We start from the raw sequence: 19299 nt of genomic DNA, 5'->3' as shown, positions 1-19299 counted from the left end.
CGGGAAGCACAACTCACTTCATGGTCCGGTTTCTTGGTCTGGTTTCTTGGCCCGGCAAAGGTGTCAGGTTTCATCGTCGGTCTGAGCCGTGTCCGCGCCCGGAGGGAACGTGAGCCGGTGAGCGACCACGTCGGCGGCTACCGCGGCGAGGCGGCGTCCTCGCGCGTAGGCGTAGGCGCGCAGCCGGAGGAAGGCTTCATCGACACCGACCGCGAGCTGGGCCGCGAGCATGCCCGTGGCCTGGTCGATCTCCGCCCGGTACGCGCCCAGATCCTCGAAGCGACCGTCCATCGACCATCCGCCGACCAGGCCTTCTTCCCCGTCGAGCCGGGAGTCGAGCAGGACCAGAGTGGCGGTGTCGGCGAAAGCCAGCGCGTCGGCCAGCTCCTCCGCGTTCAACCGGCCCGGGACTTGGGAGTACAGGTCGAGAACTCCGGGGCTGATCGCCCCCATGTGCAGAGGGAAGGCGAAGATGGCGCGTGCCCCGGCTTCCAGGGCCGCATCGGCGAACACGGCCCAGCGGTTCTGCACTTCAGCAGTGAGCAGATCGGGCGTCAGTACGGCCGAGCCCTGGGTGAAGGCATCCACGCAAGGCCCCTCGCCCAAGGTGAGCTGGAGCTCCTCCAACTGCTCGCTGACATCGTCGGTGCTGCACAACGGATGGCTTGCCGCGGATCTGGACATCGCGGAGAGTCCGGCTCCGCCGACCGGCAGTGCCGCCACGGCCGCGGTGCACACATCCACCACGCCGACCCGGGCACCCCGCCGGGCCGCCTGCGCGGCGACCAGTACCTGGATCCGGGCCTCCCGGCTGTCGGACCTCACCCGGGCCACCGGGTCCAGGTTTCGTGCGCAAGACCCTCCAGCCTTGCCGTGGTCCGTTCCCCGAGGGGGAACACCAGCGCACGCAACGTGGTGGGGCTCATCGGCCTCCGAAGCTCCCCGACGTCCAGCCATCCCCAGGAGCGGAGCGAGTCGAGAGTCGGGCGGTCGGCCTGATCCACCAAGGTGGCGCCGAGGGTCGCCTGGTGGTCGGTCAACAGCCTCTCCTGCAGACGGTGGGCCAGCTTCTGGTCCTGCGGGTGCGGGCCGACCAGGGTGTCGCTGATCGCGAAGACACTGCTGGACTTGGTGATCCGCTCAATGGTGCGTGGTAGCGCACCGTCGAAACCGCGCCACCAGCGGCCGTCGCTGAGTACCGGGAACCCGAAGGCGCACCCCACCAGACTGTCCGTCTCCGCGATCACCATGGCGAACCCCGGCCGGCGGATGTCGCCCGCGAGATGGTTCAGGAAGTCCTGGCGGCTGGGACTGCGGTATGCCTCACCGGATCCCGTGGCGCAGGACTCCTCGTACAGATCCGCGAGATCCTCTCGGATGTCCTCCACGAGCCATCGGTTCACCCGGCGCAACCGCACCGCGTCCGCGCCGGAGTCCACGCCGGGCTTCTCGTCCCCACGGGGCTGCCGTGACGGTCCCTGATACGGCCGGGCCATCACACCGCACCGTCCGAGAGAACAGGTACAGGCGGAACAGGTACAGGCGGAACAGGTACAGGCGGAACAGGGACAAGCGGAACAGGGACAAGCGGAACAGGCCGATGCGGCGGGACTGGAGCGGTCGTGGCCGGGGCGTTCCCGGGAGTAGGCGGCAGATGCCCGAACGGAAGTCCCAGGAGCAGGAATTCGCAGCCGGCCACGTCGACCATGCGGACCAGCGTCGGCGGCGGACGGTGCAGTCGCAGCGTCCCCCCGGCCGCGGTGATGTGCCGTGAGGCGTGGAGGAAGGCGTTGAGGCCGCTGCAGTCGCAGAAGGTGACGGGGGTGAGGTCGACGTCGATGGTGCGGATGCCGTCACGCAGGCACCGTTCCAGTGAGGCGCGCACCAGGGGCACCGTCTCCAGGTCGATCTCACCTGCCAGCGTGATCAGTGCCCGTTTCTTGCGATCGTGACGGTAGACGTTGAGCGGCGGAAGGGGCATGACGCCTCGGTTCGGAAGACCATCCGGCAGCGGACGCGGTGGTGCCGGGATCCCGGCACCGTCGGCCCACTTCCGGCAGCGGAGTACATTCGGCGGAGGTCGAGCGACGGCCGACTGGCCGGCCTGCGCGGCAGGACTGAGGGCCCACCCGGTTCCCTCCAGGGATGCGCCGGACGACGGGCGAAGGGCCCGCTCCCCGCGGCGATCTGTGCTCAGCAACGACATGCCGCCGGGGTCTGGGACGCCTGTACAGCAGCGTAGTCCTCGCCCGGTGCGACGGACGGCCGGATCGGCCCATTCCCAGCATGTGGACGGTATGGGGGCATGGTGGTGTGCGCATGCCCTGTGCACCGTACGGTACTTGGGAGTTCAACCTCGCAGCCACGTCGACCGCGGAGGCGGCCGAGAAAGCCTGCGGCCGCTGACATGATCTGCCGGTGAACGAGCCGGCCCGCACCACTCCCGAGGCCAGTTCGGCTGCCGACGGGCCTGCTTCACCTCGCGGTCGATGGCCCAGGCGTCGACGACCGGCCCACCTTGCCGTCCCGGTCGCGGAAGATCGCGCCGGGTTGGCCGTTGACCTCGTGCGGCTCGAACGACACGTCGATCCGGATCAACTCGATCCCGACCGGCACCCGGTGATCGTCATGGGGATGCGGGGTCCCTCGGGAGGTGACGGCTCTGCCCGAGGGACCCGGCGGGGCGCAGGTCAGCTGTTCTTGGCGGGTTCCTTGCCGTGCTGGTCGACGACCGTGCGCTCCATGATGGCGCTGGTCCCGAACAGTGTGTCGGAAGTGATCCCCTTGACCTCGTCCTTGGTGATGTACGAGCGCGAGCCGAGGAAGGCGAGGGTGCCCTTGTCGAAGATCCATTCGTAACGGGTCGCGGAGGAGGCGTCTTCGCGGGTGATGGCGATGCCGTGACGGCCGGCGGCGTCGACGGCGTCAGGGATCTCCTTCACGCCGGGGATCTTCGCGGCTGCCTTGTAGAACGCGGAGGCGTTCGCCGGCGGCATGATCGTTTCGCTCACCAGGTCGCCGATGCTGGAGAAGACGGCCTGCTCCTTCGACTCGCCCTCCTCCACCCTGGTCTGGCCGTAGAGCAGCTTGAGCAGCGCGTCGGGGTCGGTGGGCAGCGAGGCCAGCCACTTGTACGTGGGGTGGTGGATGCCCGCCGAGACGGGAGCGGTGGACTCGATGGGGCCCAGATCACCGGGCATCACAGCGTCCTTCCCGGATTCGCGGATCCACCCGGTGTTCGTGACCGGGCCGGGCTCCTGCGACATCCAGACCTCACGCTTGTGCAGGGCGCCGAGCCGCACGGGGCCCTCGAAGGCGCCCTTGTTCTCGCGGACCAGGCTCTCGACGTACACGAACTGCCCGTCCTTCACCGGCGTCGCGTCGCTTGCCATGGCGGCGACGGCGATCCGGTGGAGAACGGCGGAGGCGCTGTTGGCGTCGGCGGCTCGGGTCGTCGGGGCGGAGGTGTCGTCACTGCCGGAGAGCGTGACGACCAGTGCCCCGGCCAGTGCCATCGACGCGAGGGGCAACAGCACCATTGCACGCGCCAGTCGACGGCGTGGTGTCGGGCGTGCCTGGGGGGAAGGGGTGCGGTCGTCGTCGATCTGCTGCATCAGAACGTCCTTGAAGTGGAGGTGTCTGCTCGGCGGGAGGTCCCATTCGGCCGGAGTCGACAGCAACTCCTCGGCCTCACTCCGGGCGGAACCGGCGTGCGGCGGATTGTTGTTGTTCATCCGGTTTCCTCCTGCAGAAACTTGGCCGCGAACGCGGCCTCACTCTCCTTCTCTCCGCGAGGGCCCCGCGGTTCCGCCTTCGCGCGGTCGAGTTGACCGGAGCTCATCCGGGCAAGCCGCGCCCGGGCGCGCGACAGCCGCGACCGCACGGTGCCGACCGGGATGCCGAGCGCCTCGGCGGCCTGCTGGTAGTCCAGCCCGGCCGACACGCACAGGGCGAACACCTCCCGGTCCTGGCGGCGCAACTGGCCCAGCGCCTCGTGAACCACCGCAAGACGGCGGGCGTCATCGATCCGGCCGGCCGCCTCGTCCGCGAAGTCCTCGACGGGACGTGGTTCCGGGCTGCGCGCCAGGAAGGCGAGCCGTCGGCGCAGACCACGGTTGGCGTTGTGAGCTTTGTGCGTGGCGATGCCGAGCAGCCAGGGCTTGAGTGAACCGCCCTCCGGCTCCACGGTCTCCCGGGTACGCCAGGCGGCGAGGAAGGTCTCGGACATGGCCTCCTCGGCCTCCGACCAGTTGCCGGTCAGGCGCAGGGCATGGTTGTAGACCCCCCGCGCGTACTGGTCGTACAGGTCGGCGAACGCCGCACGGTCCCCTGCCCGTATGCGCGCACGCACCGACTCCGTTGGTTCTGTTTGTCTCACACCTTTTACTCTCCGCGGGTCTGGCGGGGTTCCTGTGGCCTCCGCCACACCACTGCACTTGGGTCCGGAAGGCTTGGCGGATCTCGCGGTCGGTGACTCCATGGACTACTTGGAGAATGAGAGCAACAGCCCCAAGAAGCCGAGCAGTACGCACGTTGCGAGGTTGACCGCCTTGTGCTGGAGGAAGACTGCGGCGAACTCACGGATCGTGGCCGTGGGCCAGAAGTAGGAAGCCGTGGGGGAACCGATGACGTGCCCGTCGACGGCGGCACGGCGAGCGGTGATGGCGGCGCGGAAGACGTGGAAGTTGTTGGTGACGACGACGCAGCGGTGCCCCGGGCGCCGCTCCTGCATGATCGCCTTGCTGAACCGCAGGTTCTCCTCGGTGGTGGTGGAGCGGTCCTCGCGCTCGATGTGCTCCTTGGGGAAGCCTCGCTCTGTGAGGTAGTCGGCCATCGCGTGGGCCTCGGGAAGGTCCTCGTCCGGGCCCTGTCCGCCGGAGGTGATCAGCACCGGGGGGTTGCCGCGCGCGGCCTGCGCCTCGTACACCGCGATCGTGGCAGCACCAGGGATGGGGATCGGGGTGCTGGCCGGACCCGCTGCGGTGGACCCGATCCGGGTCGTCGTGGTGACCACCTTCGACCAGGACGACTACATCCACACCGCACTGCGCAACGGCGCCTGCGGATTCCTGCTCAAGGACGCCGGGCCCGCCCCGCTCATCGAGGCGATACGGGCTGCGGCACGCGGAGACGCACTGGTCTCGCCCGCCGTGACCCTGCGTCTGCTGCAGCAACTCGAGGACCGGCGGCTGCCCTCGGAGGACGGTGGCGCACGGTCCCACCCCCTGACCGACCGTGAGGTCGATGTCGCGCGGTTGGTGGCGGTCGGCCGCACCAACCAGGAGATCCGGGCGGACTTGTGCCTGTCGCTGTCCACGGTCAAGACGCACCTGACGAGCATCCAGAGCAAACTGGGCGCGCGCAACCGCGTCGAGATCGCCGCCTGGGCCTGGGAGAACGGCACGGTCCGCTCGGCCCGCTGATGACACAGCGCCGCGGGTCCGGCCGGCGTGCGGTGCCCGTGAGGGCCCAGGGCCTTGCCGTCGGGCCGGGTCTTCCGGGATCCCCCGCATGTGACGGGGGTCACGCCGGGGGGAAAACCTGCCGTCCGGGCCGGGCGTCTAGAGGGTGTGAGATCAGTAAGGAAGGCACCCGGTGAGCTGGACGAGGAGCGTCTCGTCCGGCTGGTGGCCAGGGGTGACCGTGCCGCGTTCGACGAGCTGTACCGGCGCACCGCGCCGTGGATGGCGGTGCGGCTGCGCCGGCGCTGCGCGGACGAGCAGATCGTCGCCGAGGTCATGCAGGAGACGTATCTGGCGGTGTGGCGCGCGGCGGGTGCGTTCGCCGGGACCGCGGCCGGAGGAACGGCCATCGGATGGCTGTGGACGATCGCGGCACGCCGCCTCGTCGACGCCTTCCGGCGCAGGGCCCACCACGCCGAGCCGCCGCCCGCGGCGGCCCTGCAGCCCATGGCGCCCGCCGCCGAGGACGAGGTGCTCGCGGCAACCGTCGGCGGGGACGTCGGCGACGCGCTGCGGCGCCTGGCGCCGGAGCTGAGACAGGTACTGCAGGCCATGGTTCTCGACGGGCTGTCCGTCCGGGAGACCGCCGTCCTGCTCGGGCTGCCCGAGGGCACGGTCAAGACCCGGGCCCGCCGGGCCCGGATCGCGATGCGAAAGGCGCTGGCATGAGCATGGAACACGCGTCGATGCGGATCATCGAGGGTTACGCGCGCGGCGGCACGAATCTCGCCGCCGACGAGGTGTGGGCCGTGGAGGCCCATCTGGAGGCGTGCGGGGTGTGCCGTGACCGGTTGTCGGCCGCCGTCGCTGCCGAGGTGCCCGCGGTGGCGGCGCTGGTCGACGCCGTGTGGTCCGGCCTCGAACCCCAGTTGGCGGTCACCGTCACGATGCCGCGCGGACGGCGCTGGTCGGCGCGGCTGTCGAGGTGGCTGACGCCCACGATGGTGCCGTGGCTGGCCATGGTCGTGGGCGTGACACTGCTCGCACTGCTGCTCGACCTGGTCGACACCGGCTCCGGCGAGGTGTCGTTGGTGCTGCTGCTCGCCCCGGTCCTGCCCGTGCTCGGCGTCGCGGCGTCCTGGTCGCGCGGTCTCGACCCGGCGTACGAGCTGACGGCCTCGGTGCCCAGGGCCGGGCTCTACCTGGTGCTGCGGCGCACCGCGTCCGTGCTCGCCGTGGTCGTCCCCGCGCTGCTCGTGGGCGGATGGGTGACCGGGGTGATGGTGGCCCAGTGGCTGCTGCCCTGTCTGGCCTTCACCTCGACGACCCTGGCGCTCGGCGGTGTCGTCGGCGTGACCCGCGCCGCCGTCGCGCTGGCCGCCGTGTGGGCCGCCGTGATCGTGGCGCCGACCCTGGCCGCCGGCCGTACGACCTTCGCCCTGCAGACGGACGGTCTGCCCGCGTGGGGGCTGATCCTCGCGCTCGGCATCGGTGTCGTGATCGCCCGCAGGGGCGCGTACTCCGTGCTGGGAGCCCATCGATGACCATCGGAAAGGAACACCTCATGACGTCCGCGGCGAGCGCGGCCGACATCGCGCCGACGGCCTACGCCTGGGAGATCCAGGCCACCGGGCTGAAGGTCAGAGTCGGCAGGAACCGGATGGCAGTCGACGGGCTCGACCTGAAGCTCGGCCTCGGCGTACACGGTCTGCTCGGCCCCAACGGGGCGGGCAAGACCACCCTCATCCGGGCGCTGGCCACCGTACTGCGCCCCACCGAGGGCAGCCTGGAACTGCTCGGCGAGTCCGTGGGCGGCATGGGCGAGCACCGTGCGCTGCGCCGTCGGATCGGTTACCTGCCGCAGGAGTTCGGCTACTACAAACGCTTCACGGTGCGCGAGTTCGTCGAGTACATGGCGTGGCTGAAGGAGGTCCCCAAGGCGGACATCCCCGCGGCGGTGCAGCGGGCCGTGGAGCGAGTGGGTCTGGCGGACCGTGCCGACGAGAAGATGAAGGCCCTGTCGGGCGGCATGGTGCGACGGGTCGGCATCGCCCAGGCCATCGTCAACGACCCGACGATCCTGCTGCTGGACGAGCCGACGGTCGGCCTGGACCCGGCGCAGCGGCTGCGCTTCCGTGAGCTGCTGCAGGAGCTGGGTACGGACACCTGCGTGCTCGTCTCGACCCATCTGGTGGAGGACGTCGCCGCCGCCTGCACGGACGTGGTGCTCTTCGCCGAGGGACGACTGGTCTTCCAGGGCCCTCCGGACGAGCTGGCCTCGGTGGGTGGCCCCGAGCACGTGGGCGACAGCCCGCTGGAGCGCGGCTACTCGGCGCTGCTGCTCAACCCCGAGCAGGGAAGGGGCACTTGGTGAACGTCCGTGTCCTGCGTATCGAGCTGAGGCGCTCCGTCGCCCCGTGGGCCGGCGTCGTGGTCCTGGCGCCGGCGCTGGCGTTCCTGTACCTGCTGAACGGCGCGTGGTGGAGTGGCACCACGGCGTGGACGGCCCAGTGGACGTCCATGGCCCTGTGGACCCGCTCCCTGCTGTTCTACCTGTGGCCGCTCGCCGTGGGGCTCGGGGCGCTGCAGGGCCTGCGCGACCACCGCTCGAAGATGTCCGAGCTGCTGACGAGCACGCCGCGGCCCGCCCGGCACCGCGCGGCCACGCTGGCGGGCGCGACGGCGATCACGCTGGCCTCGGCCTTTGCGCTCCTCGTCCTCGTGGGCGCGGTCCAGGTGGTCGCCAACACCGAGTACACGCACCTCGGGTGGCTGCCGATCTCGCTGGTAGGGGCACTCTCTCTCGTCGCGGGGGCCGTGCTGGGCATGGGGGCCGGGCGGGCCCTGCCGTCCGCGCTCACCCCGCCCGCGCTGGCCATGGGCGCCTTCGTGTTCACGGCCCTCATGCAGATGTCGTTGGGCCGGACGGAGACGACCACGGCGACGGGGCTCCCGAGCACGGAGCCGAACCGGGTCTCCCTGCTGTCACCGGCGGTGCAGGAGGTGCGCGATGCACTCGTCACGCTCTCCGCCTCCGTGCACGTCGGGCAGACGATCTGGCTGCTCGCCATGGCCGCGACCGGCTTCGCGCTGCTGGTCGCCGCGACCCCGCGCGCCCGGCTGCTGGCCGTAACGCCCGTCCTGGCGGGCGCGGTGATCGCTCTGCTCGTCCTTCCCTCCGATCCGCGCCGGATATATGTCGTCGACGAGGCCGCCGCCGAGATGGTGTGCGACGGCACGGTGTGCGTGACGAAGACGCAGCAGGCGCGACTCGCCGACCTCGCGGGTCCGGGTAAGGAGGCGCTGCGCCTGCTGCACGGCGCCCTGGGCAGTCAGGTGCCGGTGTCGGTCCGGGAGAATACCGCCGTACTGCCGGACGGCTCCACGCCGCAGTGGTCCCGCAAGACCGTGCTCTTCGACTTCGATGACGACATCATCGCCGCCGCGAAGGGCGAGGAGCTGACCTGGGCCCTGATCGCCAAAGGCATGGTGCCGGGGTGCACCCCCGTCGGCTGGAGCGGCTTCGGGGGAGATGAATTCGCGCAGACCGTCGCGGTGGGCTGGGTCCTCGGGGACCTCAGGCCGCTTCCCGGCACCTTGTCAGCAGGTTTGCGCCGCGAGGTCGACGCCGAGACCCGCCCGGTGTGGAAGGAACTCAAGGCGCTTCCGCGGGCCGAGCAGCTCTCGCGGATCAACGCGATGCGCGCCGCCGCGCTCTCCTGCAAGGGGGACGCGTTCGACGCGCTGAACGGCGGTGCGTCCCGGTGAGATGGCTGACGCTGTATGCGCGCTCGCGGCAGGTGCCCGCGTCACTCGCCGTGGTGGTGATCAGCGCGGTGGTGGTGTGGGCACTTGCCCGGGACGGCAGCGGGGGGCCCGGCGATCCGCGGATGCCCGCGCTCATGATCGTCGCGGGGGCGACGGCGGCCTCGATCGGGCTCGGCGGGCAGGACGTCGCGCTGGACCGGACGGCCGCGATCCGCTGGGTGCTCCGCAGGGCGGCGCATGTGCTGCTCATCGGCGCGGTCGTCGGCGCGGTGCTGCCGGCGGTGCAGACGATGGGCGAGGACCTGGCCACCACCGCGTTCGTCGTCCGCAACAGCGCGGGGCTGATGGGGCTCGTCGCCATCGGGGCGACGGTGTGCGGGGCGCAGTACGCGTGGACGCTGCCGATCGCCTGGCTGTCGTTCTCGCTCTCCGCCCCGCTCCCGACAGGTGTGCCGATGCAGGTGGTGAGCTGGATGCTGCTGCCGCCCGGCACGGCGGCGGGCACGTGGACGGCCCTGGTCCTCGCGGTCGTCGGCACCGCGGCCTACGCCGTCGCGGGACCGAGACGGTAGCCGGTCCGGGCCACCGGGGCGGGGCACGACCGTGATCGTCTGCGCGGATCCGCCCCCGTGAGTGCCGCGGCGGGCCACCAGCCGGTAGGCGTTGGACAAGCCGAGCCAGCCGGTAGGCGTTGGACAAGCCGAGCCAGCCGGTAGGCGTTGGACAAGCCGAGCCAACCGGTAGGCGTTGGACAAGCCGATCTTCAGCGTCGCCGCGGGTCGCCGATATCGCTGGCTGACGCTCGCCGGCAGGAGCGGGCCTGAGCCGTCGGCTGAACAGCCGGTCCTCGCTTTATCGAGCTCAGGGGGGCTGACGCCGGCCGGTCAGTTGGTCGCCGAGGGGGCTGCGGCGGTACAGGACCTGCCGTCCGGCGCGAGCCCGGGTGACGAGGCCGGTGGCGTAGAGCACGCGCAGGTGCTGGGACACGGCGCTCGGCGTGACCCTGAGGCGGCGGGCGATCTCGACTGTGGGCAGCGGCTCATCGAGGAGGCTGAGCAGTCTCGATCTGGGCGCACCCAGAAGGGATATGAGAGCAGTCGCGTCAGCGATGGGCGCCGGGACCCAGAGCGTCGCCACTCCGCGGCTGGGGTACGCCAGCATCGGTGGTTCCTCCGGGCTGACAGGAGGCGCGGGCTTGTGAGCGAACACGGACGGTACGAGCAGCAGCCCTCGGCCCGACGCCGCGACGCGGTACCTGCCGATCATCTTGTCGATGTGCAGCACGCCGTTGTGCCATCGCAGATTCGGGTGCATGTCGGCGAACAGCAGGCGGGCGCCTCCCATGGCCAGTTGCCGCGCGCGGTAGGTCATGTCGGCTTCCAGCAGCAGCTGCATTTGCGGCCACATCGGCTTGATGGCGGCCTCCCAGTACTGCCGCAGGAGCTCGCAGAGGGCATCGCGGAGTCTGGCGACGGGCGCGTCGTCGGCAGCGGTGGCAGCGTGCAGAGCGCTGGGGAGCGGGTCCGGCGCATGCGTGGCCAGCAGATCGCGGCGGACCAGATCGGGGGAGGTCTGGCGGACGACGGCCAGTTCCTCTTCGAAGGCTGGGGCGAATCTTGCAGGCCGCGGCGTCAGGAAGTCGGGAAGGGTGCGCCTCGCCGCTACCAGGGACATGAGCAGGTCGGTGTCGAGCGCGCTGAGTCTGCCGAGAACGGACCTGCGCCATGGGAGGTGCAGCGCGGACAGTCCCGGCTCGCGCAGTACCCGCAGGCTGAGCACGGTCTCATGCAGGGGCGATACAGCGAACCGCGTGTCCGCGAGGTCCTCGACGCCCAGCTCAAAGCTGATCATTAAGCCAGAAGCTACATCGATTGGCAGCGGAGTGCGGGTGCCGTGAACTTCCACGCATGACACATACAGCTCACGCACAGCGCGTGGCGATCGTCACCGGAGCGGCACGCGGCATCGGCGCAGCAGTGGCCGAGCGACTTGCGCGAGACGGCTTGGCAGTCGGAGTGGTCGATCTGAACGAGTCAGAGTGCGCCGGTACCGCAAAAGCCATCACGAGCAACGGCGGGACAGCGGCAGCGGTCGCCGCCGACGTCGCCGACGAGACGGCCGTGACCGGTGCCGTCGCCCAGATCGCAGCCGAGTTGGGGGCACCGACCGAGGCGAGTCCCGGGGCGGGGTTCGTCTCCGGCCAGGTCATCTACGTCGCAGGCGGGCCGGTGGACTGAAGATGAGCCGCCGGTTGGTCCTGATCCTGGCCGTGACCTGCGCCGTCGGCGTGGGCAACATCTACTTCCCGCAGGCGATCAGCCCGCTGGTCGCCGCCGGACTGCACGAGTCGCCCGATTCCGCCGCCCTGGTGGTGACCGCCACCCAGGTCGGCTACACAGCCGGGATCATTCTGCTGGTGCCGCTCGGCGACCGGCTCCCCTGCCGCCCGTTCCTCGTCACCCTGCTCGCCCTTACCGGCGCGGGCCTGCTCGCCGCAGGCTGCGCTCCGGCCCTGCCGCCCCTCGTCGCTGCCGGCGCGCTCGTCGGCGTCACCACCGTGGCCGCCCAAGTCGTCGCTCCGCTGGCGGCCGGGCTGGTGGCCGCCGACCGCCGCGGAGCGGTGATGGGCACCTTGCTGAGCGGGTCAATCGGCGGCATGCTCCTGGCCCGCACCTTCAGCGGGACGCTCGGCGAATGGCTGGGGTGGCGCGCCCCCTACTTGGTGGCCGCAGTCCTGGTCCTGCTCCTCGCGACCGTCCTGGCCTACACGCTGCCGGCCACGACTCCGCCGTCGCGCCAGCCGTACTCGGCACTCCTGGCTGAGTCCCTGCGCCTGCTCCGCCACGAGCCGGATCTGCGCCGCTCCTGCCTCTACCAGGCAACGGCCTTCGCCGGGTTCTCGGCCGTCTGGACCTGCCTGGCGCTCCTTCTTACCGGCCCGGTCTACGGTCTGGGCGCCCAGGCGGTCGGGATGCTTGCCCTGGTCGGCGCGGCGACCATGCTGTGGACCCCGTTCGCCGGACGCCTGGTGGACCGTAGGGGGCCCGATTCTGTGAACCTCGTCTGCATGCTCGGGATCCTCGTCTCAGCCGCAGTCCTCACCGCGGGCGCCCGGGGCGGAGCGATGGGTCTGACCGCCCTGATTCTCGGCACGCTGCTACTCGACGTCGCCATGCAGTCCGGCATGGTCGCCAACCAGGCCCGGGTCTTCGCCCTGCGCCCCGACGCCCGCAGCAGGCTCAACACCGCCTACATGGCCTGCGCTTACCTGGGCGGCAGCACGGGTTCCTGGCTCGGAGTACGCGCCTACGGCCAGGCAGGGTGGCACAGCGTGTGTGCGCTCGTGGCGCTGCTCGCCGTACTCGCCCTGGCCCGCCACCTCGTGGCGCTGTACGGCCGAAGGCTCCAGTGGGACGAGACCCAGCCACGAGTCGGCGTTGACCCGTGTTCACTTGCAGATGACCAACGTCCGTTTTCCAGTAGTCCATCTCAGCCGGGGCTCAGCCCGTGCACGGCCGCCGCCTCCCGGCTAGCCGCCGCCGTCTTCGATGCCACACCGGCACGAGTACACCGGCCAGCCACCACCCCCGCAGGACAAGCTGGTCGCCACGTAGGGCTGTCACAAACGGGGAGGCCGTCCTGTCCTTACTGCGGACAGTCTCTGTTTGGAGGAATACATGAGCGCTGAGCACGCATCCCTGCCCCCGGGCATTGAGGTGATCACGACCCTGCCGGAGGCGGCGGCCCGGATCCCGGCCGGCTCCGAGGCCAGGAGCATCCGGGTCACCCTGCCGCCCGGTGACCCCGGCGCGCCGCCGCACCGGCACCCCGGGCCGCTCTTCGGCTACGTGACTCAGGGCGAGATCCTCTTCGAGCTGGAAGGGCAGCCGCCCCGGGTAGTCAAGGCCGGTGAGGCCCTGTTCGAGCCCGGGGGCGACGTGATCCACTACCAGGGCGCCAACAATCTTCCGGACGCGCAGTCGCAGCTGGTGGTGACCATGTTCGCACCGCCGGGGACCCCGCTTCTGACCATGGTCAGTGCGGAGGAGCTGGCCGAACGACGCCACCTACGGGTTACCCAGCCATGATGACCACCGGTATTCCGGATCTCTCTTTCCGCCCTGGCAGAGCAGCAGCCGGCCGCCGCCAGGGCGGCTACTGAGGTTTTCGGTTCGGGTGACGTCATGGCAGTGTCGTGATCAGTCCGGTCTCGGCGATGAATCCGTCGAGTGCGTCGGGCCGGTACTGCATCCTGTTGCATGCGCCGGCCAGGCGCGAGCGGGACGTGGATCAGGCCTTGCGTGTGCCATAGGCCGAGTCACCGCCACTCACGACCGAGTAGCGGTCCCGCACCCCGCTTCGCCGGCCTCCCGCATGCGCGAGTCCATCGACTTGCTCCGGTCGTACGGGTCGACCTCGGGGCCGTCTCCCGAACCCGTGGCCGCGCGCTCGGCGTTGAACTCGGGGGTGAAATACCCGGTGAAGGTGTCGCAGCCGCCGTTGGTGGTGTCCACCTTGTAGGAGACGAGGGAGAACGTCCCCGGCTCGATGACCACCTTCGCCGGGTCGTCCCAGCTCATCACGACCTCGCGGCGCACGATGGTGCGCGCGACTTCGTCGCTTTCCCCGGCAGCGCGTACGACCGGGTAGACGTACGTGACGTCGGTGGTCACCTCGACCGCGCCGCGCTTGCCTTCCCGGTACGTGATCCGCCCTCGTGTCTTGACCACGTTCCCGACGAGTCGCACCTTCGACTTCTCGAACCGGCTGAACAGCAGCAGAGGATCGCTCTCCCGACTGGGCGCGCGGAACGCGGTCGCCAGGTAGTCCTGGACATCCTGCTGATGCGGATTGATCAGCGCGATCGCCTTCCTCGGCCGCTCCCCGCGCAGCACACCAGGATCCAGACTGGACGCGGCAAGGAAGTCCCGGGTCCGATCGAGTGCCTGCGCGACCTGCTCCTCGCTCATCCAGCCCATCGCCCGTGCCGCAGGCAGACCGATCCCTGCCGTCCCGTCGCCCCACCGCGCCGCAGGCGACCCCCTGAACGGCTGTACCACTGTGGGGAGTTGGGCTCCCGCCTCGGTCGCCGGCGGTTGATCCGGACGTTCGGACTCCGCGGCGAGCGGTGTTCTCTCGCCGCCTCCGCCTCCGAACCACCCGGCCACCCGGCCCGGATCCAGTGCCACGACCAGCAGGCCGACCGCAACCAGCAGACCGACCGCGTACCAGCCCTTGCCCCGTCGCCGCCGGGCCGGCTGGTGAGTCCGCCACCCCTCCGGCCGGCCGGGCTCCTCCCGCAACCGCCGCGCCACCATCCGGGCCCGCGCCGACGGCTCCTCAGGCGCTCCCTGGGTCCCGGCCTCGGCTTCCCGTAGGAAGCGCTCCCACTCCTCGTCCGGTATGGACGCCCCGCCCTTGCCCACGATGCGCTCCCGCCCCTTCTCACGCACCCGGTCCCTCCAGGGCCGGTCATTTTCCGTGCATCATCACACAACACAGCCCCACCCCCTGGCCAAGGTCCCCCATGGCCAACTCAGCCCCGGAACCCACTGGCTCAGCCGGAACCGTTCGTAACTCCCTTGATTGCGGCCGCCTTTGGGGTTACGCGCTAATCGATGAGTCGGCCGAGCGTGTTCCGGCTCTCGCCCTTGATGGCTGCCACCGCGCCGCTGCCGCGCGGTGGCAGCGGGGAACTCTCTGAGGCGTTTGCGGCACCGCGCCCAGCAGCGGCGAGGGCTTCTCGCTGGTGCGCTCGGCCACTCCTCGATCACCAGCACGGCCGACACGCACGAGCCTGCTTCCAGAGGCGGATCTGGCGATCGCCGAGGTCGCAGCCCGGTTGGTACCGCGCGCCCGCGCCACCTCCGCGAACACCGCCCCCGAAGCGGAGCCCGAGTCCGACGATGTGGAGAAGCTCGGCCCGCAGTCCGTGCCGATGCTGATCCGTCGGGAGAAATTCGCACGCACCGCTCACGCAAACGGCCCCGGACGAGGAGTCGGAGGCAGGAGTTCGGTCAGCCCATCCTTCTCGCGGCCCTGCCGCCAGAGTGCGGCTCCATGCCGGGCCGCCGCCGTACGCCGACATTCGCCGCCGTTGATGACATTGGTCGTTTTGACCCACCAGCAGACGTGGGATGGCTTCCGAGGCCCCAAGCCATGTTGATCGTGATGCCGGTCGATCACCCTCACCGGGCTGCGAACGTTGCCTCTCCGTCCGCTTCTGAGCTCACCACCACTCGCCCAGCAAAGACACACCGTCGCGTCAAGTCGCGTGTTTTTGGGGCATGACGGACATCTTCTGGTCGTGTCTGCTGACCTTGGGGCCGCATCAAAAGATGCAGCCCTCAGTCAAGCCTTTGAGATCGAGCCGAGGTGGATTCCATGAGCACTTTTCATCGTGCACCGGCGGATGGAGTGCCCCGTGACGGCGCGGCGGCCGAGCACCCCACCGGACTCACGCGTGATCGCCGCTTCGGCCGGACGGAGTAACATGAACGATGAAGTGATGGACGTCACAGCATCCGAGGAGCGGAAGTTGTCCAAGGGTGTGGCGATCTTCGCCACGATTGCGGCCGCGGTGTGCGGGGCGGCAATTGCGCTGGCGATGTTCTCCTTGCTGGGCTGGGCCAATTTTTGGTTGGGGTGGTTCGCCACCAAGGGGGCGTGGAAGCTCGCGGTGATCGGGTCGGCCGGTTTCGTGGGTCTACTCGCCTGGCTGCGGCAGGGCCGTACGAAGAGGAAAGGGGACGCCTACTCAGGACGATGATCCGGCGAACGCTTCGTAGTCGGCGTCGCATTCTGTGGTCACGCCTCCGAGTCAGCGCTGCACTGCGGACGTAGCGGGACGAGGTGACCCACACCGCTGTCACCATGATCGCCTCGGTCGCCTTTGAAGGTCTCTGACATCCACCGCTGACATCAACGACGCCGGACAGAGACGTACCCCAGCGCCCCTGTCCGGCCGTTGTGTCAGCGAGCGGGCGCCGATCGGCGATCGCCGATCACGGTCACTGGTCATGTGCTTATAGATCAGTGCCGCGCGCGAGCTGCTGTGCCCCATCCGTGTCATCAGCTCCCGGGTGCTGGTGCCGGCAGTCGAAGCCAGCGTATTGCCGGTGTGCCTCGGGTCGTGAAAGTGCAGCTCAACCGAGACGCCCGTCGCCTTCCTGGCATTGCCCCAGTCATCCCGGAAGTTGCTCCGCCGAAGCTGCCCGCCTCGCGGACCGACGAACAGGTGACCCTCCTGTCCTTCGGCGGCGTAGTGGTGCCGAGCCCGGCCGCGAGCTGGGCATAGGTATGGCCGTACCACAGATTGGCCGGCACCAGCAGGGCCTGTTGGTCCACCGGGAGCTGGCGTCACCGCGTGCCAGGCGCCGGGCCCTCAGCAGACCGGAGCTTTTCAGACGGCCTCCAGAACCCTCTAGAACGTGATCACCGACACCGAGTTCGAGGCGCCGTTGGTCACGTAGGCCCGGCGCCCATCCGGCGAGAGCGCCACCTCCAGCGGTTCCTTGCCGACCGGGATGGGGCGGCCCACCGTACGGTTCGTCGCGGTGTCGATCACCGACACCGAATCCGAGAAGTTGTTGGCCACGTAGACCCAGCGCCCATCCGGCGACACCGCCACCCCCTCCGGCCCCTTCTCGATGGTGATGGGGCGGCCCACCGTACGGTTCGTCGCGGTGTCGATCACCGACACCGAATCCGAGATGATGTTGGCCACGTAGGCCCGCCGCCCGTCCGGCGACACCGCCACAACATCCGGCTGCTTGCCGACCGAGATGGGGCTGCCCACCGTACGGTTCGTCGCAATGTCGATCACCGACACCGAGCCCACCTCCGAGCCGATGTTGGTCACGTAGGCCCGGCGCCCATCCGGCAACACCGCCACCGCCGCCGGATGCTTGCCGACGGGGATGGGGCTGCCCACCGTACGATTCGTCGCAATGTCGATCACCGACACCGAATCCGAGCCGCTGTTGGTCACGTAGGCCCGCCGCCCATCCGGCGTCACCGCCACCGCCGCCGGACCTGAGCCGACGGGGATGGGGCTGCCCACCGTACGATTTGCGGCGGTGTCGATCACCGACACCGAATCCGAGGCGCCGTTGGCCACGTAGGCCCGCCGCCCATCCGGCGACACCGCCACCCCCACCGGCTGCTTGCCGACCGAGATGGGGCTGCCCACCGTACGATTCGCGGCGGTGTCGATCACCGACACCGAGCCCGAGTCGAAGTTGGCCACGTAGGCCCGGCTCCCATCCGGCAACACCGCCACCCCCCACGGACGGGAGCCGACGGGGATCGAGGACACGGATGTCGGCGCGGTGGGAAGAGCAGTGGTGGGTTCAGGACGCGGGGGGCGGAACTGTGCCAGGTAGATGCCGCCGGCCGCGGCCAGCGCCACCAGCACCACCCCCACAACGAGCCAGGCTCGCCGGCGTCTGAGCCTGGACAAGCCGGGCCGCAGGCGGGCCGCGCCACCTTCGTGCGGCAGCGGCCCCGGGGAGGGGCCGAGTTCCTCCGGCTCGGGGGTCGGCTGCGGCGGCCGCTCCAGCGAGACGGCAGTCGGCTCCTCCGCCGGCGTCTCCCGCGCCGAGACGGGCGGCGCCTCTGACGGCGGCTCCAGCGCCGAGACGGGCGGCGCCTCTGACGGCGGCTCCAGCGAGACGGCGGTCGGCTCCTCCTGCGCCGGGGGCCCGGGCCGTGGCGCGGTGGTGAGCTCGGTGAGCCTGCGCGCCGCCTCCTCGGCGTCCATCCGCTCCCCAGGGTCCTTGGCCAGCAGTCCGAGGAGTACCGGCGTCAGGTCCGTCACCCCATGCGGCCGGGTGGGGCCCTCGAAGAGCAAGGCGGTCATTGTGGCGTAGTCGGTGTCGCGGTCGAAGGGGCCGGTCCCCTCGAGCGCGAAATAAAGGGTGCAGCCGAGCGCGAACAGGTCGGAGGCCGGCGTGGGCGGTTCGCCGCGGGCCCGTTCCGGGGCCATGAAGCGCGGGGTCCCGAGGATCTCAGAGGTGGCGGTGAGGCGCGGCTCGCCGGAACTCAGCTCCAGCGAGATGCCGTAGTCGGTCAGCAGCACCTGCCCGCCCTCGGTACGGTACCTCGGCCGAGGGTCCGGGCTGGTCAGCAGAACGTTGGCCGGTTTGACGTCCCGGTGCAGGACGCCGAGCCGGTGGCCCTCCAGCAGTGCGTCGAGGACCGCCAGCCCGATCCGGGCCACCTCGGCGGGCGGCAGCGGCCCGCGCTCGCGCACCAGCGCCTCCAGGTCCGTGGCGCCGGGGAGGAACTCCATGACGATCCACGGTAGGCCGCCGTCCTCCACGATGTCGTGCACGGTGGCGACATGGGGGTGCTCGCGCAGCCGGGCGGCGTGCCGCGCCTCGCCGCGGGCCCGGGCGATCCGGGCGCTCACCTCGCGGTCCGAGACGCCCGGCGGCAGGGCGATCTCTTTGAGCGCGGCCTCACACGCGAGTTCCTGATCGTAGGCGAGCCACACGCGCCCCATGCCCCCGGCACCGAGCCGGCGCAGGAGCCGGTAGCGCCCGGCGATCACACGCCCGGCGGCTTCGTGTGCTCCTGTCACGGCGCTCCCTCTTCCAGAACGGCCAGCAGGGTTCCCAGGCGATCATTGAGAGCCCCCTCGTCTGGTATCGCACACGCCCGAAGAGCGGGCAAATCGAGGGGTTTCACGTGCGGCGACGCCCGGATCATGAGCGGGAAGTGAGAGTTCCTGCCGGTCTGCCATGCTGGCGAGGGAGGCTTTTGTGCAGGTAGAGGCGGATGCCGGGCCGCTTTGAGAGCGGTACGGAAGTGACCGGGCGCGCAACAGCCACCGCCAGGCGAGGAAAGCGCGCGGGGGCGAGAGCCGCAGTCCAGCGGGGGCGTGTGTGGAGGTCAGGGGGTGGGCATCGCGTTCGGGACGAAGGGGCCGTGACGGCAACCTCTGACGCAACGTCAGCACACTGGATCGGTCATGGGCGACTCCCAGGGCACCAACCATGCCCGGCCATGGGCTTGGTAGGCAGGCGGGTCGCTCACTTGGTCGAGCTCTAACTGATCGTTTCAGAATGAGGTTCGGAGTCGTCTCAAGCAGATGATGCTGCAGGCGAGTTGGAGTAGGCCGAGGTGG

General features: G+C 70.2%; 16 protein-coding genes and 5 pseudogenes. 10 read left to right on the top strand and 11 right to left on the bottom strand.

The features are described 5' to 3' along the window. Positions 1 to 63: 63 nt before the first annotated feature. From ACX28W_RS20145 to ACX28W_RS20115, 7 genes and pseudogenes are all read right to left on the bottom strand, one after another. Positions 64 to 825 carry a GAF and ANTAR domain-containing protein gene (locus tag ACX28W_RS20145; protein WP_459000377.1) on the bottom strand — a complete coding sequence of 254 codons (762 nt, stop codon included), beginning with the start codon at positions 823 to 825 and terminating at the stop codon, positions 64 to 66. Then, positions 822 to 1496 (bottom strand): hypothetical protein, encoded by a 675-nt coding sequence (locus ACX28W_RS20140; RefSeq protein ID WP_459000376.1) that lies wholly within the window; start codon positions 1494 to 1496, stop codon positions 822 to 824. Before ACX28W_RS20140 ends, ACX28W_RS20145 begins: the two co-directional genes overlap by 4 nt. After that, on the bottom strand, positions 1496 to 1981 hold the full coding sequence (locus tag ACX28W_RS20135; RefSeq protein ID WP_459000375.1) for an STAS domain-containing protein: 486 nt from the start codon (positions 1979 to 1981) through the stop codon (positions 1496 to 1498). The genes ACX28W_RS20140 and ACX28W_RS20135 overlap by 1 nt, the downstream gene beginning before the upstream one ends. Before the next feature lie 477 nt (positions 1982 to 2458). Then, a pseudogene (locus ACX28W_RS20130) lies at positions 2459 to 2598 on the bottom strand (RNA polymerase subunit sigma-24); the annotation flags it as partial. A 92-nt stretch (positions 2599 to 2690) separates the two neighbouring features. Then, positions 2691 to 3734 carry a CU044_5270 family protein gene (locus tag ACX28W_RS20125; protein ID WP_459000374.1) on the bottom strand — a complete coding sequence of 348 codons (1044 nt, stop codon included), beginning with the start codon at positions 3732 to 3734 and terminating at the stop codon, positions 2691 to 2693. Then, on the bottom strand, positions 3731 to 4351 hold the full coding sequence (locus ACX28W_RS20120; protein WP_459000373.1) for an RNA polymerase sigma factor: 621 nt from the start codon (positions 4349 to 4351) through the stop codon (positions 3731 to 3733). The genes ACX28W_RS20125 and ACX28W_RS20120 overlap by 4 nt, the downstream gene beginning before the upstream one ends. Positions 4352 to 4483: 132 nt before the next feature. Beyond that, positions 4484 to 4927: pseudogene (locus ACX28W_RS20115) on the bottom strand (YdcF family protein); the annotation flags it as partial. A 34-nt stretch (positions 4928 to 4961) separates the two neighbouring features. Here ACX28W_RS20115 and ACX28W_RS20110 point away from each other — a divergent pair. The 6 genes and pseudogenes from ACX28W_RS20110 to ACX28W_RS20085 all read left to right on the top strand — a co-directional run. Next, positions 4962 to 5423 (top strand): annotated as a pseudogene (locus tag ACX28W_RS20110) (LuxR C-terminal-related transcriptional regulator); the annotation flags it as partial. A 147-nt stretch (positions 5424 to 5570) separates the two neighbouring features. Further along, the gene (locus ACX28W_RS20105; RefSeq protein WP_459000372.1) at positions 5571 to 6131 is read left to right on the top strand and encodes an RNA polymerase sigma factor; all 561 of its coding nucleotides are present in this window, start codon (positions 5571 to 5573) and stop codon (positions 6129 to 6131) included. Then, positions 6128 to 6946, top strand: coding sequence for a zf-HC2 domain-containing protein (locus tag ACX28W_RS20100; protein WP_459000371.1), 819 nt, complete (start codon positions 6128 to 6130; stop codon positions 6944 to 6946). The genes ACX28W_RS20105 and ACX28W_RS20100 overlap by 4 nt, the downstream gene beginning before the upstream one ends. After that, positions 6943 to 7776 (top strand): ABC transporter ATP-binding protein, encoded by an 834-nt coding sequence (locus ACX28W_RS20095; RefSeq protein ID WP_459000370.1) that lies wholly within the window; start codon positions 6943 to 6945, stop codon positions 7774 to 7776. Before ACX28W_RS20100 ends, ACX28W_RS20095 begins: the two co-directional genes overlap by 4 nt. After that, positions 7773 to 9170, top strand: coding sequence for a hypothetical protein (locus ACX28W_RS20090; protein WP_459000369.1), 1398 nt, complete (start codon positions 7773 to 7775; stop codon positions 9168 to 9170). The genes ACX28W_RS20095 and ACX28W_RS20090 overlap by 4 nt, the downstream gene beginning before the upstream one ends. Then, positions 9167 to 9742 carry a hypothetical protein gene (locus ACX28W_RS20085; protein ID WP_459000368.1) on the top strand — a complete coding sequence of 192 codons (576 nt, stop codon included), beginning with the start codon at positions 9167 to 9169 and terminating at the stop codon, positions 9740 to 9742. Before ACX28W_RS20090 ends, ACX28W_RS20085 begins: the two co-directional genes overlap by 4 nt. 289 nt (positions 9743 to 10031) lie before the next feature. Here ACX28W_RS20085 and ACX28W_RS20080 read toward each other — a convergent pair whose 3' ends face one another. Continuing rightward, positions 10032 to 11021, bottom strand: coding sequence for an ArsR/SmtB family transcription factor (locus ACX28W_RS20080; RefSeq protein WP_459000367.1), 990 nt, complete (start codon positions 11019 to 11021; stop codon positions 10032 to 10034). Between the two features lie 56 nt (positions 11022 to 11077). On the opposite strand from ACX28W_RS20080, the gene ACX28W_RS20075 reads away from it, so the two are divergent. The 3 genes and pseudogenes from ACX28W_RS20075 (at position 11078) to ACX28W_RS20065 (ending at position 13258) form a co-directional block, all read left to right on the top strand. Further along, a complete protein-coding gene (locus ACX28W_RS20075; RefSeq protein WP_459000366.1) occupies positions 11078 to 11407 on the top strand; it encodes an SDR family NAD(P)-dependent oxidoreductase in 330 nt (109 codons plus the stop codon). Between the two features lie 2 nt (positions 11408 to 11409). Continuing rightward, a pseudogene (locus ACX28W_RS20070) lies at positions 11410 to 12573 on the top strand (MFS transporter); the annotation flags it as partial. 274 nt (positions 12574 to 12847) lie between these two features. Continuing rightward, the gene (locus tag ACX28W_RS20065; RefSeq protein ID WP_459000365.1) at positions 12848 to 13258 is read left to right on the top strand and encodes a cupin domain-containing protein; all 411 of its coding nucleotides are present in this window, start codon (positions 12848 to 12850) and stop codon (positions 13256 to 13258) included. A gap of 240 nt (positions 13259 to 13498) precedes the next feature. Here ACX28W_RS20065 and ACX28W_RS20060 read toward each other — a convergent pair whose 3' ends face one another. Beyond that, positions 13499 to 14596: a hypothetical protein gene (locus ACX28W_RS20060; protein ID WP_459000501.1), complete on the bottom strand. Its 1098-nt coding sequence runs from the start codon at positions 14594 to 14596 to the stop codon at positions 13499 to 13501. 1067 nt (positions 14597 to 15663) lie between these two features. Here ACX28W_RS20060 and ACX28W_RS20055 point away from each other — a divergent pair. Next, positions 15664 to 15939: a hypothetical protein gene (locus ACX28W_RS20055; protein ID WP_459000364.1), complete on the top strand. Its 276-nt coding sequence runs from the start codon at positions 15664 to 15666 to the stop codon at positions 15937 to 15939. 231 nt (positions 15940 to 16170) lie between these two features. Here the strand turns inward: ACX28W_RS20055 and ACX28W_RS20050 are convergent. Together ACX28W_RS20050 and ACX28W_RS20045 are read right to left on the bottom strand one after the other, a co-directional pair. Then, positions 16171 to 16437 (bottom strand): annotated as a pseudogene (locus ACX28W_RS20050) (tyrosine-type recombinase/integrase); the annotation flags it as partial. 156 nt (positions 16438 to 16593) lie between these two features. Further along, the gene (locus tag ACX28W_RS20045) at positions 16594 to 18753 is read right to left on the bottom strand and encodes a protein kinase domain-containing protein (protein ID WP_459000363.1); all 2160 of its coding nucleotides are present in this window, start codon (positions 18751 to 18753) and stop codon (positions 16594 to 16596) included. Positions 18754 to 19299 lie beyond the last annotated feature (546 nt).

Source organism: Streptomyces sp. SD15 (assembly GCF_054462255.1).
The sequence above is the reverse complement of the archived record's forward strand: the minus strand, read 5'-3'. Positions and strand labels throughout refer to the sequence as shown.